The sequence below is a fragment of the Paenibacillus sp. JJ-100 genome (genome assembly GCF_948329825.1).
Classification (GTDB): Bacteria; Bacillota; Bacilli; order Paenibacillales; family Paenibacillaceae; genus Paenibacillus.
Window position 1 is genome coordinate 67,612 of sequence record NZ_CAOJCM010000010.1, and the last position, 15,813, is coordinate 83,424.

At 48.3% G+C, this 15,813-nt stretch carries 12 protein-coding genes; 7 read left to right on the forward strand and 5 right to left on the reverse strand.

Annotated features, from left to right (window positions below):
- Positions 1–115 precede the first annotated feature (115 nt).
- Positions 116–3,490: a HEAT repeat domain-containing protein gene (locus tag PQG66_RS23245; protein ID WP_272040212.1), complete on the forward strand. Its 3,375-nt coding sequence runs from the start codon at positions 116–118 to the stop codon at positions 3,488–3,490.
- Positions 3,491–3,648: 158 nt separating this feature from the next.
- The gene (locus tag PQG66_RS23250) at positions 3,649–4,227 is read left to right on the forward strand and encodes a DUF4256 domain-containing protein (protein ID WP_272040213.1); all 579 of its coding nucleotides are present in this window, start codon (positions 3,649–3,651) and stop codon (positions 4,225–4,227) included.
- A gap of 225 nt (positions 4,228–4,452) precedes the next feature.
- Here the strand turns inward: PQG66_RS23250 and PQG66_RS23255 are convergent, their stop codons facing one another.
- Positions 4,453–5,988 carry a carboxylesterase/lipase family protein gene (locus PQG66_RS23255; RefSeq protein ID WP_272040214.1) on the reverse strand — a complete coding sequence of 512 codons (1,536 nt, stop codon included), beginning with the start codon at positions 5,986–5,988 and terminating at the stop codon, positions 4,453–4,455.
- Between the two features lie 199 nt (positions 5,989–6,187).
- Here PQG66_RS23255 and PQG66_RS23260 point away from each other — a divergent pair, with 199 nt between their 5' ends.
- Positions 6,188–7,012, forward strand: coding sequence for an AraC family transcriptional regulator (locus tag PQG66_RS23260; RefSeq protein WP_272040215.1), 825 nt, complete (start codon positions 6,188–6,190; stop codon positions 7,010–7,012).
- A 64-nt stretch (positions 7,013–7,076) separates the two neighbouring features.
- On the opposite strand, the gene PQG66_RS23265 is transcribed toward PQG66_RS23260, so the two are convergent.
- The 3 genes from PQG66_RS23265 to PQG66_RS25380 form a co-directional block, all read right to left on the reverse strand.
- A complete protein-coding gene (locus tag PQG66_RS23265; RefSeq protein WP_272040216.1) occupies positions 7,077–7,280 on the reverse strand; it encodes a hypothetical protein in 204 nt (67 codons plus the stop codon).
- Entirely contained in the window at positions 7,281–8,450 is a 1,170-nt protein-coding gene (locus PQG66_RS23270; protein ID WP_272040217.1) for a glycoside hydrolase family 27 protein, read from the reverse strand.
- Between the two features lie 373 nt (positions 8,451–8,823).
- Positions 8,824–8,904: a putative holin-like toxin gene (locus PQG66_RS25380; RefSeq protein WP_442955162.1), complete on the reverse strand. Its 81-nt coding sequence runs from the start codon at positions 8,902–8,904 to the stop codon at positions 8,824–8,826.
- A gap of 277 nt (positions 8,905–9,181) precedes the next feature.
- Between PQG66_RS25380 and PQG66_RS23275 the strand changes: the two genes are divergently transcribed.
- The gene (locus PQG66_RS23275; RefSeq protein WP_272040218.1) at positions 9,182–10,354 is read left to right on the forward strand and encodes a DUF4317 domain-containing protein; all 1,173 of its coding nucleotides are present in this window, start codon (positions 9,182–9,184) and stop codon (positions 10,352–10,354) included.
- A 134-nt stretch (positions 10,355–10,488) separates the two neighbouring features.
- Here the strand turns inward: PQG66_RS23275 and PQG66_RS23280 are convergent, their stop codons facing one another.
- Entirely contained in the window at positions 10,489–11,475 is a 987-nt protein-coding gene (locus PQG66_RS23280) for an AraC family transcriptional regulator (protein ID WP_272040219.1), read from the reverse strand.
- 177 nt (positions 11,476–11,652) lie between these two features.
- Between PQG66_RS23280 and PQG66_RS23285 the strand changes: the two genes are divergently transcribed.
- The 3 genes from PQG66_RS23285 to PQG66_RS23295 all read left to right on the forward strand — a co-directional run bounded on the left by PQG66_RS23285 (position 11,653) and on the right by PQG66_RS23295 (position 15,803).
- A complete protein-coding gene (locus PQG66_RS23285; RefSeq protein ID WP_272040220.1) occupies positions 11,653–12,672 on the forward strand; it encodes a glycoside hydrolase family 88/105 protein in 1,020 nt (339 codons plus the stop codon).
- A gap of 15 nt (positions 12,673–12,687) precedes the next feature.
- Positions 12,688–14,862: a 1,3-beta-galactosyl-N-acetylhexosamine phosphorylase gene (gnpA, locus tag PQG66_RS23290; RefSeq protein ID WP_272040221.1), complete on the forward strand. Its 2,175-nt coding sequence runs from the start codon at positions 12,688–12,690 to the stop codon at positions 14,860–14,862.
- A gap of 233 nt (positions 14,863–15,095) precedes the next feature.
- On the forward strand, positions 15,096–15,803 hold the full coding sequence (locus PQG66_RS23295) for a DNA alkylation repair protein (protein ID WP_272040222.1): 708 nt from the start codon (positions 15,096–15,098) through the stop codon (positions 15,801–15,803).
- The last annotated feature ends 10 nt before the right edge of the window (positions 15,804–15,813 follow it).

A 15,813-nucleotide genomic window follows, 5' to 3' on the forward strand; every position in this document is an offset into this window, starting at 1 on the left:
TAAGATAATCTCGTTTTTCGATGAAACCTAACGGGCATAGGAGTGGTTATATAAGAGAGTAGAGTAAAAGGGTTAGGTTATTAGGTTAGATCGACAACGTGAGAGGAGAGGCTTCATGAAGAACAATCAGACTCCACTGGATAAACATCAAGTCTTACGCGAACTGGATTCGCTGGGGTATTCGAATCGAATGAAAGAAATTGCACGACTGGGGCGAAGTTATGCAGCTACGAAAGAGTATACTAAGTTGCTTGTCGAGCTGCTAGACAGTGGGACAGCTTACGAGGCACATCTGGCGTTAACAGGGGCTGGCGCGATACAGGATGCACAGGTGGTTATGCATGCCTTAGAGCATCCCAAAGCGGGTGTAAAGGGCCGCGCAGCCTGGATGCTGGCAGAGGTGGTCCATGATCCGGGTTATGCGATTGAATCCGAGATTATCTCTATGTCGTATCATGGCCGTCATCTGCTGCTGCGAAGCATCGTGAAAAATAATAGGCAGGACTGGGCAGAGCGACTGTTACCGCTTGTGTTGGAGCGCTGGGGGGCGAAGGAGGCGGTTCTGCTGCTGTCCATCTGCGGGGAAGAGACCGCTCGCATGCGGCTACCGCAGCTAGGATATGCCATTCGTAACTGGCGGACCCTTACCACCCGACATCCAGATTTGGTGGCCGCTTATTTGCAAGATTCTTTGCAAAAGGCTCCGGATAGCGGCAGATCCAACGTCTGGTGGATGATGGATACGGCGGTAGAGAAGCTGAGCACATTCAGACCTGCCATCGTACTGGATTATGCATTAACGTACGGCCCTAAAGAGTTGATTCATCCTGTTATCAAGTTACATCTGGGGACGCTGATTAAGAGCAGTCCGGAGCGAGTGTTCGAGCTGCTGACGCGTCGAGAGTCTAGGGCATATCTACTGAATAACGGGGTACCAGCGAGCGTGTTGAAAAAAAGAAGATACTTCAAGGCAGAGCACTGGACCGAACTGGTAACCATGCTTGCGGAAGCGCCTCTTCAAGTGGCTAAAGTGCTGGATGCACTCGCTCCTTCCAGCCGTGAAGCGCTATTTAACGCAGCCTATCCGGTAGACGAGCGGAAGAATCGAATATTCCCAATGGCTTTGCTCGATGTATTGCCGCATCAGCTACGTGACAAGGAAGCGGCTCGTATGCTTACGCTGCGTGAAGTTCGGGAAGGCCGGGACAGAACGCTAGCACTAACGGCACGTCGTCTACTTGCTGAAGCCAGAGAGACGCTGGAGAAGTCAGCTCAGGTAACCAATGCTGATGAGCGAGCAGTAGCGTATGCTCTTCTGATCCAGAGCACGGCTCTATCCAGACGTGGGATGGAGGAGACACTACGTTTTCTGACAAGGGTGAAGAATGATCAAGACCCGGTACGCTTCAGGGTTATGTCTGAGTTAACGAACTGTCCTGTTCCGATGTTCCAAGAAGAACATGTGGAGCATCTGACTATTCTGGTTGATAGTGTTATTGAGGCTAGAGATACTTCACATGGAACGAGAACGGCAACGGAGAGACTGGCTTTTGCTATATTGCGCGACCATGCACATGAGCCGCAACATCCACTATTTCAATTTGCGCTGAGAACCATGAAGCGAATGGCGATGCGGGATGGACGGTTTATGCTGCATGCCAGAGATTGGGACAGTCTTCCGCAATCTGCACTTGAAACTTTATTTGACGAACTCTATGCCATGGGGATCGAGGCGAATAAGCGGGAGAGTGATTACGTCGTTCTACGGATGGCAGATGCCTTCGGCAAAGCGATTGATCGTTTGCCTAAACTGCATCAATTGCTGAGTGAACTGGTGAATAGTAAAAATTCAGCTGCTCAGGCCGTCCGCTACTGGCTGGCTCCATACAAGACAAGGGATGAGCGCGTGAGGGAACTGCTTGATCGTGATCCAACCTTTATTTCATTCCATGAAGTGTTTGCTCATCTGCATCTGAAACGTCAGGAATGGCTGGACCCGTTCATCTCGGGCAAAGTGCTTAAGGGCAAGCATTTATCGGGAAAAACAATCTATCTCGTACCCGCATATGACGGCTTTTACCGCTGGTTGCCTCGTCAGCAGCATGCACTGGCTGCAATGCTCGAGCGTGTCGCCCAAGACAGCGAGCGAAGCTTCCATGAGCGCGCACATGCGATACGGAGTTTGGCGGGCATGCCGGATTATCACGCGAAGCCGCTGCTGGAGAAGCTACTACTTGATCCGGAAGTACATATCGTGGAGGCCGTGTTACATGCTTTATCGTTAACGGAGGAACCCGATGAGGTTCTTCCAGTGCTGTTAAACAATCTGGACGGAGACCGCGCACGAGTGTCCATGTACTCCATTCCAAAGTGTGCACGCAGGGTAAGCCCGGTACTGCTTACATCGGTGCTCTCGGAACTGCTGGATCGTGAGAAGCTGAAGATCACGGTGAGGAAGGAAGCCGTTCGCCTGCTAGGGGCTTATAAAAGCAGTGAGAGCATGACTTTACTCGTCCGAGAATACGAGAAGCCGAACAGGCACAAGGACGTCATCATTGCGATTGGTCATGCGGCCAGACAGTGTCTGGACGATGAGCGAAGCTGGGCGATGATGAGTGTCATGGCAACCTCTACCGAACGGGATATCGCGCGAAGTTTGCTGAATCAGTCCCCATATGAGCTTCCGGTGGAAGCACGCTTGCGATACTTACAATGGATTACGGAAATTGCAAATCATGATGATCCTGTTGTATCCACCGAAGCTTTTCGCGCCATGATCCGTTGGAAAAATGTAAGTGCTGAGGTCATTGCGGATTGTGCTGGCCAAGCACTGGTCAATCTGCAGGATGGGCCACGCTGGAGAGCCGCCCTGTTTGCTCTGGTTAGTGTTTGCCAAGACGGAAAGGTGAATGATCAGGTTGTACACGCCATTCGGGAGTTGGTAGAAGCAGACATTCCGGATAACTGGAATGCGGGCAGTGAGCGAGATTTACCGCATCGCCAGCGCTTGCTGGAGTTCATAGATCAGCTTATCGCATGTTCTCCACCTGTGAGGACCCTGCTTGCACCTCTATTTGCAGCGATCATCGAGACCCTACAGCCTCATGATACCTTGAAACTCGTGGTGATTCGTCTGCGCTTGGCTGCGATAGACTGGAGCCAGCCGTCTAAGGCAGCAGATGGACTGCACCACATCATTGATTTCGTGAATGCAACCCCGTATGTCCTGGAATCGGTGAGTTGTGAAGTTAGGGATGCTGCACTTGCATATAAAGCATATTGGAAAGCGGAAGATCTTCTCGCCATTATCGATATATTGAGCATGCGGACGGATATGGCATCTTCCTATTTCGGGCTGTCCTTGCTTCAGCTTGCTGGAGAGGCATTACTCTGGAATCAGGATTGTCGTGTGCGTCTAAGATTGTACCGACAGCACGAGCATGAAGCCGTTCGGTTGCTGGCACTCAATCGTTTTACTACTTTTGAATAACCTGAAGGAATAGGGGTACGGAGATTATTCTGTGCCCCTTTTTTTATATGGCGAAGATATTAAACATCAGATTTGCTTGAATGTGGTGTTCAGTGGCAATATTAGAATGGAGACAGCTTTGGATACCCATATCAAAATGGAAGCGGGGGAGAATAAAAATGACAATGAACTCCATCGAAAATGATAAGGAATTGTCACAGGAACAACGTGATGAATTGTTTGAAGTATTAAGGACCCGTTTTGAAAAAAACATGAATCGTCATCCTGACCTGGAATGGACTAACGTAAAGGCAAAGCTTGAAGCACAACCGGATAAGCTATGGTCCCTTCACGAAATGGAGAAGACTGGCGGCGAACCGGATGTCGTTGCATTGGACAGTGAGCCAGGAGTGTATATCTTTGTGGATTGCTCGGTGGAGAGTCCGAAAGGCCGCCGCAGTGTGTGTTATGATCAGGCTGCGCTGGATGCCCGAAAACAGAACAAACCCAAACACAGTGCTGTTCAGATGTGCATCGAGATGGGGATTGAGCTTTTAGATGAGACCCAATACCGGGAGCTACAGCAGCTAGGGAACTTCGATATGAAAACCTCCAGCTGGGTGGCGACCCCGGAACATATTAGACAGCGGGGCGGAGCAATCTTTTGCGACTTCCGTTATGATACCGTCTTTATGTACCATAATGGTGCGGATTCCTATTACGCTGCAAGAGGTTTCCGAGGTTTGTTAAGGGTATAAAAGAATGAATTAACATGTCTTTAGGTTGGTGCAGATAAATTAGAATAGTCTTAACATTAAAAAAGGGGAACGATTCGGTATGGTGCGAATCATTCCCCTATTTTTGAGCTGAGTTGATTTAGTTTAGTTCATTTCAAGTTTATTAAGTTATTTCAAAATTAGTTAAGTTAAATCTCATTTTCGCTTGGCCCTTCTATGCAAAAGAACATTGCTTATAGATCTAGCTTAAACGACAGGTTCGTTCTGTTTTTTGAAATACTGCTCAATGATCAATTCAAGTACAGGTTCTAATTGTGTACGTTGTAACTGGGAGAGATCACCGAATTCCATGCGGTACGGCTGCTCCGTACTGCTCGGAATCCAGTAGGGAAGCGGCTTGCCTGTCGAATCCAATCCGTTCGGGTCACCTGTCGCAATGAAGTTGGATAGATAGTTACACATCTGGCGTGCCAGATCGTAATGTTTACCTGTGAAAGGACGCCAGCATTTGGCGAGGGTCTCGAAAAAGAACCACAGATCAACGGAGTGGAACGTGCCTGGCTGATCCCAGCCCGGAATCTCTGCGTCGAAATTATAATAATAGAGCGGTGTCTGGGACGGATGACCACTATTGGAGCGAATAACAAGTTGAATGGCATGTTCGATCATGCGGACAGAAGCTCGCTCCAAAGCATGATCCAGATCACCGGTATCGGCTTCACATCGTTGCAAAAAGGCGGGAGCATCCTCGCCAAACAGCTCTGTAGCCATCTGTTTCAGTTCCTCCATACTATTTACCACAGGTCGGGTCCAGAACTCTGAGGACGTATGTCCAAGCATGACGGGTACGAGTTCACGTTGGTGTTGCATGAAACGGGCGAACGAGTCTCCTATGCAGAACTGATCATCAATGACCGTTCCCCAGAAGCTGCGATACTCCAGCATTTTATCCCGTAAAGTAATTGCATCCAGCTGTCTGGCTTCATCCAGTGAAGAGACGCCAAGAAAACGGAAAAATTCAACGCCTTTCTGCTCGGCATCCCGCAGCGTGCTTCGAACGGCAGGTACATGCACATTCGGATATAACCCCGTTGCGATACCGCTCATGATCACAGCTCGCTGGAAGAGGCCTTTGTTTTGCGGGGAAGTCATCTGACTGAGCACACTGCCGCCGCCAGCAGACTGTCCACCAATCGTAATCTGACCCGGGTCACCCCCAAATGCGGCAATGTTACGCTTCACCCACTGTGTTCCCGCTTGCTGATCGAGATGTCCAAAGTTCGCCGGGGCGTGTGGTGATTCCGCGCTGATCTCAGGATGGCACAGGAAACCAAACGCATTCAGACGATAATTGATCGTAACGACTACAATGCCTCTACGGGCGATGCGCTCGCCGTCAAACTCCATTTCAGCCGTGTGACCGACTTGGAGTCCGCCACCAAAATACCAGACAAATACAGGCAGCTTCTCATCCGTTCGTTTCGCAGGTGTCCAGACATTCAAGTAAAGACAGTCTTCATCCATGGGCAGGTCGGGGTCCACCGCCCATTCCCGTGTATAGATGTTATTATCATCAATTACGGTTGGAGCTTGCATGGAGGTGGGAGCAAAATCAAAAGCTTGCAGTATGCCATCCCAATCGGAAGCAGGCTGTGGCGCGCGCCAGCGGTTTTGGCCTACCGGGGGGGCAGCGAATGGGATACCTTTGAAGCTTGTAATACGCGGGTCTGCGGCAGGCAACCCTTGAACTTGACCATTTTCTACCGTAACTATTCTAAGCAACACAACATTCTCCTCTCTGAATTGAACAGTAGTATTCATGCCGATTCAAGATGTATGGTTGCGCTTACAATTCTGCTGGGTGATGAGCCCTCTGTCTCTATCATAAGCAACTCGAAACATTGTTTCCAGCATCAAAATTAAACCATTATCACCCTAAAATGATATATAATTGCTGATATCTGTAAGGGAGGTGCTGAATGTGGACACTTTATGGAGAGATGGGAGCAGGGCGAGTCAGGTTTATTTTATTAGCGGCGGCCACAAACCAGTCAATCTCCATCAGTGGGGACCGGGCGTGCGTGACGTCTATGCGCTGCATTATATCATTCAAGGACGAGGCACATTGGAAACCGGAGGCCAGCAGTTTCGGCTGGGTGCCGGAGAGAGCTTTATCCTTTTTCCGCAAAAAGAAATCTATTACTACCCCGATCCGGCTGACCCGTGGGAGTACGTATGGATCGAATTCAACGGGCGGGACGCCGGGCGATTCGTAGATTTGACACAGCTATCGGTTCAACACCCTGTACTGCCTGTTGCACCCGAGAGGATGGAGCCATGGTTTCATCTAGGCTGGAATGCAGGCGCATCACCCAGTGAAGTTCTAAGAGCGGATGCACGTCTGCATCTGTTATTGTCCTATTACATGGAATTTTACCCGAGTGAGAAGCAGGAAGACGTTAGAGATGATGTATGGCTGGCGAGAACCTATATTGAGCAGAACTACTGGCAATCGTCCTTGACGGTGACGGAGATTGTACAGGCTGTGAACTTAGAGCGAAGCTACCTGTTCCGCAAGTTCAAGGAAGCTACTGGCGAATCGATATCAGCGTACATCACAGCCTGTCGCATTCGGCGTGCCTGCGAACTGCTCAAGTCGTCCCGATTGTCTATTCAATCCATAGCCTATTCAGTCGGATATAATGATCCGCTTTATTTTTCCAGAGTATTCAAAAGGACAACATCCCATACACCTTCTGCTTACATGATGCTGCACCAGAAACGAGCAGAACGTGGGGAAAGATAACTTCGTATCAGTACGCCAGTGAGTCGATGCGACGCTAATTAGTAAGACAGATTACAGATCGCATTTAACGAAAAAGAGCACAGTTTCCTGACTCACGGTAATAACGAATGAGCTTCTCAATCGGCTCCCGCCCGCAATTCAGCTTCACGCCAAGACAATCGATGCAGAGGAATTGCTGGGCTGTGCGTGAGATTAATTTCAGATAAATGCCCACATCGTCGGAAGAGAGTGGAACCTGACAGGTTGTACACAGACGGTTCTGAGCCATTTATTTTACCAGTTTGGCTCGTACAATGAGACAGTCATGAGCTGCTACTACGGGCGCATAACGTTCACGGAATACACCGAGTTCCTTGTGTCCCCAGCAGTCATAGAGGGACAGAGAGTAACCTGATGCGTAAGGCAGTCCCATATCCCAGAATTGCAGGGACAGTTCCCGCTGGTTGTCGCTCAGATTGAAGAAACCTATTGCCAAATCTCCGTCCGTAAGCACCTTCACCAGCATGAACACATCATCGGTGTGGAACCATTGCGGCTCGGGTTTGATGCGATAAGCCCCACGTGCCTCCGGGTCTTGATTGATCGCAAGCAAATCCGGATTGAGCAAAATGTCCTTCGTGACCTGATTGGCTGTGCGCACATCACATCCAATCATGAGGGGGGAACCCATCATCGACCAGAGGGAGAAGTGGGTTTTGTATTCCGTATCGTTGCAGCCGCCAATGCTGCCGATAAAGTCACTGTTACTCCCGCCGTACATACCTACGATGAGCATATCCATGTCATTGTGGCAGAAGGAGCCGGTGTAGCTTTGTTTTCCAAGCTGAGAAAGAGCCAGCTCTTTGACCGAATCCCAGTTATCGCGGATATCTCCGGTGGAACGATACATATGCGCACCCGATTCACGAATCCATTCATAGACATTGTCCTCTCCCCAGTTGCAGGCAGAGAAAAGAATATCACGGCCGCAGTTTTTGAGAGCAAGACTCATGCGTTTGTATAATAGCTCACCAGAGATGTGACGAGGCTTGAAGCAATAGTCATATTTTAAATAATCCACGCCCCACTCGGCGAATAAGGCCGCATCCTGGAATTCATGCTCGAAGCTGCCTGGATAACCGGCACAAGTGTGTGTACCGACACAAGAGTACATGCCAAACTTCAGACCTTTATCGTGGATATAATCTGCAAGCGCCTTCATTCCACTCGGGAATTTGGCAGGGTCTACGACCAGATTGCCCTCTGCATCCCGCTCCTTCAGGCTCCAGCAATCGTCAATGACAATATACTCGTACCCGGCATCCCGATATCCTTCCGTAACAAATACATCGGCAACATCTCGAATCAACTGCTCATTGATATCCCACGTAAACGTATTCCATGAATTCCAGCCCAGCGCAGGGGTGAATCCCATCATTACATTTGTATTATCGCTCATGACCTGACTCGCATCCTTCCTCGTCCTGTTTTTTTTGAAATAACGAAATGCTACTTATCGATGTTGGGAGTGCAGTTATTAACTATCATGAACTTAACGAATCAAAGGCATTTCAGCCATGGCTTGACGTTGCTTGGACATGGACAAATGTTGTTTTGATAGACATAATGGAAGGAAGATGATGTAAAATGAACCTGAAGCACCAATTGAAATATCAAAGCACCATGTTATAATAAGGGCAGAAAGAGCTTATAATGCAGAAAGAGCCGTGCGCTAACACGACTCTCCATGCAATAGCCGCTTTTAAGGGCGGTGGGCTTTTAAGCAGAGGTACGAATCAATTGGTAGACCGCATCCTTCGCTGGGGGGCGGTCTACTTGTCTTTATTGGACAGTAGTGCTGTAATTAGCAAACCAAAGGTCAGCATCAGCATCATAGATTCAAATACTGTCACAAGGCATCACCTCCCTTCCGGGAGATTAGCCGACCGCCCATATAGCCTTTCCATTGCTATGTGATTGTACCACATATTTCCTGGAAATTGAACGGATATCTAGCATATACAGTTTGGTATTAATCGGCTATACTGCACGCCTGTGAAGGCGTGTTTTACTATTTTAGAGGGATGCACACTGTTAAAAATCACGAACAAGAAAGCTCCTTCTAGCGAAGCTTTTTTTTATCGTTTATACTTGTAAAGCCAATTAACTTGAGGAGTTGTCTAACGAATCATGAATAAAAAAGAAGTCGCGCACATTCGCAAACAATTCAAGCTGGATCATGATCTGCTGAACATTTACGACATCTTGAATGTCTATATTACGAAAGAAACCAACGAAGTCTATCACTGGGAACGTCATCCGTTTGAATTGGTAGATCGAGAGAAACAAGAGTTATACATGGGCAATTTCAAAAAACTGCTCACAGGTGAACTGGATCAGAAACTGTTCGAACTGAAGTTTCAAGAGGAAGCGGAGGAGCCAGCACAGGTGATGCTTCACCAGGCGCTCGTCACAGGGGACCCTGATGAGTGGCAGGATCTGATGCTGCTGCTCGTGGATCGCATGATGGCTGATGCCAAGTATGAACGGGATATGGTCGTCACGTTTATCAAAGGACAGTATTATCTGCCAACGAAGGCCAGAAATGATGAAGCCGAGGAAAGTGAGAAAAATGAAGTATTCGCACATCCTTTCATCCTGTGTAGTGTGAACTCCACCGAGAAACAACGGAAGACGTTGCTCTTCGATTATGTAGAGCGGGAATTCAAATACAACATTATCGTTGATCCGATCATCAAATTAAGCACGCCGGAGCAAGGATTCTTGTATCCGAGTGTGACGGACAACTATTCCGACGTGAACCGAGTGCTGTACTGCACAGGAAAATCCAATTTTCCGGACCCTCATTTTGTAGAAAATGTGCTGAATGGTGAACGTTCCGTAACGGCGCTGGAAGAGCGGGCGATTTTCGAGGATATCGTCAAAGAAATTACGGGGGAGCAGATGGATGCCACAACGCTGGCCCATGTGTATGAAGAGATCAACCGGGTTATCGAAGTGAATGAAGAGTCCCATGAAGAAGAGCCGCCAAAGCTGGATTACAAAGACGTGGAACGGCTGCTTACTGCAAGCGGTGTAGAAGATCTGACGACCGAGAAAGTCGAACGAGCATTCGAAACAATCGTCGACAACAAAAACTATGAGCTGAAGGCCAACAGTGTGATGCCGAAGTACACTTCCAAATCCATCAAGATTGATACGAAGGTAGCAACAATCTCCATTAGTCCACAGGATCTCAAGTATGTGAGACAAGTGAACTATCAGGGTAGACGCTGTATTATGATTGAAGTGGATGAAGACGCGGTGATCGAAGGATTCACGCTGGCAACAGAGAATCTGTAATCCTGGCCAGAATGCCAGAGATTCAGGATTCCCCCATATCAGTTCTAGTTTGATGAGTAGCATAATGTTTAGAAAAGCCCAAGACCATGACAAGTATGTCAAGGCTTGGGCTTTTACGCGTTTGTATTTGTACTTTACACCCAACCTGTAAAAGCCAAAATGGAGGCTTTGGCTGATTGAGCTTCCATATGAGCCCCTGTGCGCCAAGCCTTCGGCGACTCCCCCATTAATCTGGCGAAACAGCGGTTGAAGCTAGAGATAGATCTGAAACCGACCTGCTCGGAGATCGACAGCACAGAAGCATCTGTACTTTTTAAACGTTTGCAGGCCTCTTCTACTCGTGTGCTATTCAGGAAGTCGAGTGGTGTCGTGCCCATAATCTCTTGGAATTTGCGGCGGAAATGGGTGGTGCTCAGATGACACAGCTCTGCCAGCTCGTCAATGGTCACCGGCATCATATAACTTCTCGTAATAAATTCCAGAGCAGGGGAGATCACAAGATCAGGCTGGCGGCTATGCAGTGTCTGTTCCGGTGCCTGTTCTCGCATCTGTTCTATGTCCAACTCCTGTTCCCGGCTGAGCGCGTTCTCATCGTTTGCATGAATTCGTAGTAACTCAATATACAGTGACATCAATAGCCCATACGCACTCTCCCGATAAAATGGGGATTGCTGCTGAATCTCCTCCACAATGGATGTTGCCAGCGTATACACCTTCGGATATTGATCCTTATGTAAGACACAACGTCTTGCTTGAATGGCACGCAGATTCGGTTCCATGTTACTCTGCGGCGTTTTTAATGAATGCTGGAAGAGCTCTTCCGGTGAAAAAAAGAGATAGGCCCACCTGCTTGCGGTATTCGGTGAACTGTAGGTGGTATGAGGCAGATAACGAGGCAGGAATGTAACATCGCCTGCTCGAAAAGGAACGTTCTCTCCCTTGATCTCCATGATCCCTCCATCGGAGTAACAGATGCCGATCTCCATATGATTATGAAAATGAAGATGTTCACTCTTGATATCGGATATTTTCCAGCGATCCCCGCTAAGGAGTAAAACCGGAAAATCCATCGGCAAGCTGTAATGGCGGTATTCTATGACGGGTTTCTTGGATTTGGGCATGCTCGGCTGCTCCCATTCGTCGGATTATAAATGATCGAAATTGCGCAGTTTTGTTACGAATATGCTTAGATGCAAACTATTTTACTGCGTACAATGAAATAAGTAAAGCGTTTACATCACAGGACGGTCACTTCTCATATACCATCTGAGGAGTGTGCGCAGGAGAGGGGAATTTGAATGCTGCAAGTAAATCACGACCGTGAACAAATCTTAAACGTGATTCAGAACGTAACGAGAAAAACACTGGATATGGATTTAACTTGGGATTGGCCCTGCGGCGTAGCCTATTACGGGGTATCGCGAGCTTACCAAACGACAGGAGATCAAGAGATTCTGGACAGGCTGGTGAAGTGGGCAGATGAATATATCGAGCTTGGCTTACCGAGCTGGACAGTGAATACTTGTGCAATGGGGCATGTGCTGATTACGTTATACGAAGAGACGGGAGATCAGAGGTATTGGGATATCGTCATGAGCAAAGTGGATTATTTGCAAAATCATGCCCTCCGCTTTGGCGATCGAGTGTTACAGCATACGGTATCGACAGCAAATGATTTTCCGGAACAGGCCTGGGCAGATACGCTGTTTATGGCTGCTTTTTTCCTGCTCCGAGTGGGTAGCAAGTTGAAGGACGAGGCGATGATTCAGGATGCACTGAATCAGTATTACTGGCATATCAAATACCTTCAAGATCCGAGCACTGGCCTGTGGTATCACGGCTATAACAACGTCAATAAGGATCACATGTCAGGATTCTACTGGGGACGGGCGAATGCATGGGGAGCTTATACGATGTCTCAAGTGAAACCGCAGCTCAAAGAGTGGTACTTGTATCCACAGTGTATGGACGTCGAATGTTCCTTGCGGGATCAGCTCGCAGCGCTCAAACTACTTCAGACGGAGAATGGCTTGTGGCGTACGGTACTGGATGACCCGGAGTCGTACGAGGAAGTCTCTGCATCATGCGGCATTGCCGCTGCCATGATTAATAACGGCAACCCGCTGCATACGAAATATGTGCAAAAGGCTCTTCAAGGCATCCTGAACCATATTAGCGAAGATGGCCGTGTTCTTGGGGTCTCTGGTGGAACGGCAGTGATGAAGGATCGTGATGGGTACCGTAACATTCCAAAAGACTGGATTCAAGGCTGGGGGCAAGGCTTGGCACTGGCATTTCTGTCTGACATGTTGAGATAAGGGGAGGGGAACATATTGCTGAAATCAACCAAAGGCTCCTTCACGTTACCGGGAGAATCAGGTTATGAGGCGTTAACACTGGAGCTGGCTGAGCGCTGGGGCGCCGATGTCATCCGTGACAGTGACGGGACCAAGTTGTCAGATGAGATCATTCAGGCTGGATATGGTATTTATTCGACGATCTGTATCATCCGAGATCATAATGAGTGGGCATCGAGAAATCCAGACAAGCTGCAGCAATGTTTTCTCATTACCCAGCCTAAGGTGGCCGTGCAGGATTATATCTCCATCTATCTGATGGAAGACTTCTTTGCCGAACAGTTCAAGGTGAACGATTCCAAGGAAGCATTGAAATATTGGCAGGTGTACGACCGTACAACGGGACAGGAAGTGCCAAGAAGTCAGTGGAATTACGAAAGGGAATCGGGAAACGTAGTCATTACTGGCATACAGCCTTGGCACAGATACACGGTAAGTTTCATGGTATATCGGATCTGGGAAGAAATCTCCATGTATAATCACACGACCAACAACTGGGACAAAGAGCATCTGATGCAGATCGACCCGATCTATACAGACACACAGACTTACCTGCTGGACTGGATGGAAAAGTGGTGTCTTGCTCACCCGGAAACAACGGTGGTTCGGTTTACGTCGCTCTTCTACAATTTTGCCTGGATCTGGGGCAGTGATGAGCGGAACCGCCACCTGTTCTCGGACTGGGGCTCTTACGATTTCACGGTGAGTTCAAGAGGGCTCGATCTATTTGCTGAAAAATATGGCTATGCACTCACGGCAGAGGATTTTGTGAATGGTGGAAAGTACCAGGTCAGCCATATGCCTGCGGGGCAGCGAAAGCTGGACTGGATGGCGTTTATCAATGATTTTGTCATTGATTTTGGCAGGAAACTAATCGATATCGTGCACCAGCATGGCAAGCTGGCTTACGTATTCTATGATGATAGCTGGGTGGGTATGGAGCCATATAATGATCGTTTTGAAGAGTTTGGCTTCGATGGCATGATCAAATGTGTATTCTCCGGGTATGAGGCCAGAATGTGTTCCGGTGTTAAAGCGGATACTCATGAAATTCGCCTTCACCCCTATCTGTTCCCTGTCGGACTGGGTGGATTACCTACCTTCAAGGAGGGGGGGAACCCGACCCTAGATGCCAAAAATTACTGGATCAATATTCGGCGTGCCCTGCTGCGTGAGAAGATTGATCGCATTGGACTAGGCGGATATCTGCATCTGGTGGAGCCTTATCCTGATTTTGTGGAATACATCGAGAGAGTCGCAGATGAGTTTAGAGAGATCAAAGCGCTGCATCAGGCAGGCAGACCCGTTCAGCTTCAGACGCGGGTAGCAGTGCTGCATAGCTGGGGGCGTTTGAGATCGTGGACGTTATCGGGGCATTTCCATGAGACTTACATGCATGACTTGATTCATGTGAACGAGGCGTTAGCCGGGCTGCCGGTTGACGTACGTTTTATCGACTTTGAAGATATTCGTCAGGGTGTACTGAATGAGGTAGATGTAGTTATTAATGCCGGAAAGGCTGGTTCTGCATGGAGCGGGGGCGAGCACTGGCATGACACGACATGTGTGGATCAGCTCACTCGTTGGGTGCACGAAGGAGGCACGTTCATCGGTATTAACCAGCCGTCAGCGTTGGAAGGTTATGATACCTTTTTCCGAATGGCACATGTGCTTGGCGTAGATGAGGATACAGGTGCGCGAGTGGTGCATGGGAAATGGGCCTATGATGTGCAGGATCGGTATAAACTTATGCCGGAAGATGCAACCATGACGGGGAAGTCGCAACTCTATTTGACCGACGGTACAGCTGAGGTGGTGCAGGAAACGGAAGGCAACATTGCACTGTCTGTACATGCTTTTGGCAAAGGAAAAGGGATCTATCTGTCTTCATTTGAGTTCAACTGGGCGAATGCCAGGCTGCTGTTGAATCTGATCCGCTTCGCGGGTAATGAGCAACACAACACCAAATATATTACTGATAATGTATATACCGAATGTGCCTACTATCCTGAGAGCGGCAAGCTGGTTGTAATCAACAACAGTGACCAGGCCCAAACAACAACGATTGACACGGAGCATGGAATGAAGACGCTGGATATCGCTCCATTTGATACCATCATCACCCGGATTGGAGCACAGACATCTGTATAACAAAAGGCAAGACTACTTCTCTGGAAGAGAGCTCAAGGCTCGCAGCACTTACGCTGCCAGGTTTTGGGCTTTTTGCTGTGCTAACATACTTTAAATTGACTTCCATACGTTGCATGTATGGGTGTACGGCCTGATGTGCTAGACTGATAAAAGTGATTACAATCCATAACGTGGAGGGATTCCGTCACCGGAATGCACGTGTAAACTTATTCATTATAAAAGGAGATACTCACATGAATATAAACGAGGTCATGCAAGAACTTGAAGCCTTAGGCAAGGAACGCACGAAAAAAATCTATCTGTCCAATGGTGCACATGAACCTTTGTTCGGTGTTGCCACTGGAGCGATGAAGCCGATGGCTAAGCAGATTAAGAAAAATCAGCCACTTGCGGAGCAGTTGTATGCGACAGGCAATTACGATGCCATGTATTTTGCAGGCGTTATTGCTGATCCCCAAGCGATGACTCATGCTGATTTTGAGCGGTGGATGGATGCGGCATATTTCTATATGCTTTCCGATTATGTCGTTGCTGTAACTCTGGCGGAGACGGATATTGCCCAAGACGTTGCAGATACTTGGATTGCCAGCGGAGAAGAGCTACGAATGTCCGGTGGATGGAGCTGTTATTGCTGGCTTTTGGGTAGCCGCAAGGATGCCGAATTTGAGGAAGATAAACTTAGACAGATGCTTGGCCAAGTAGAGCAAACCATCCACACCGCTCCCGAACGGGCGAAAATAGCGATGAATCTATTCATCTACACCGTTGCTATGTCGTATGTGCCGCTGCATGATCTGGCCGTAGAAACAGCCCAGAAGGTAGGTCCTTTGGAGGTGAGCCTAGGCAAGCCGAAGAGCAAGCTGATCAGTGCCTCCGATAATATTCAAAAGGCAATGGATCGCAATCAGCTTGGATTTAAACGTAAATATGTAAGGTGTTAATATGAAGCCG

What these genes read in the sequence shown, in the direction of transcription:
- PQG66_RS23245 (WP_272040212.1), top strand. Translation starts at nt 116, where the DNA reads ATGAAGAACAATCAGACTCCACTGGATAAACATCAAGTCTTACGCGAA.
- PQG66_RS23250 (WP_272040213.1), top strand. Translation starts at nt 3,649, where the DNA reads ATGACAATGAACTCCATCGAAAATGATAAGGAATTGTCACAGGAACAA.
- PQG66_RS23265 (WP_272040216.1), bottom strand. Translation starts at nt 7,280, where the DNA reads ATGGCTCAGAACCGTCTGTGTACAACCTGTCAGGTTCCACTCTCTTCC.
- PQG66_RS23270 (WP_272040217.1), bottom strand. Translation starts at nt 8,450, where the DNA reads ATGAGCGATAATACAAATGTAATGATGGGATTCACCCCTGCGCTGGGC.
- PQG66_RS23275 (WP_272040218.1), top strand. Translation starts at nt 9,182, where the DNA reads ATGAATAAAAAAGAAGTCGCGCACATTCGCAAACAATTCAAGCTGGAT.
- PQG66_RS23280 (WP_272040219.1), bottom strand. Translation starts at nt 11,475, where the DNA reads ATGCCCAAATCCAAGAAACCCGTCATAGAATACCGCCATTACAGCTTG.
- PQG66_RS23285 (WP_272040220.1), top strand. Translation starts at nt 11,653, where the DNA reads ATGCTGCAAGTAAATCACGACCGTGAACAAATCTTAAACGTGATTCAG.
- PQG66_RS23295 (WP_272040222.1), top strand. Translation starts at nt 15,096, where the DNA reads ATGAATATAAACGAGGTCATGCAAGAACTTGAAGCCTTAGGCAAGGAA.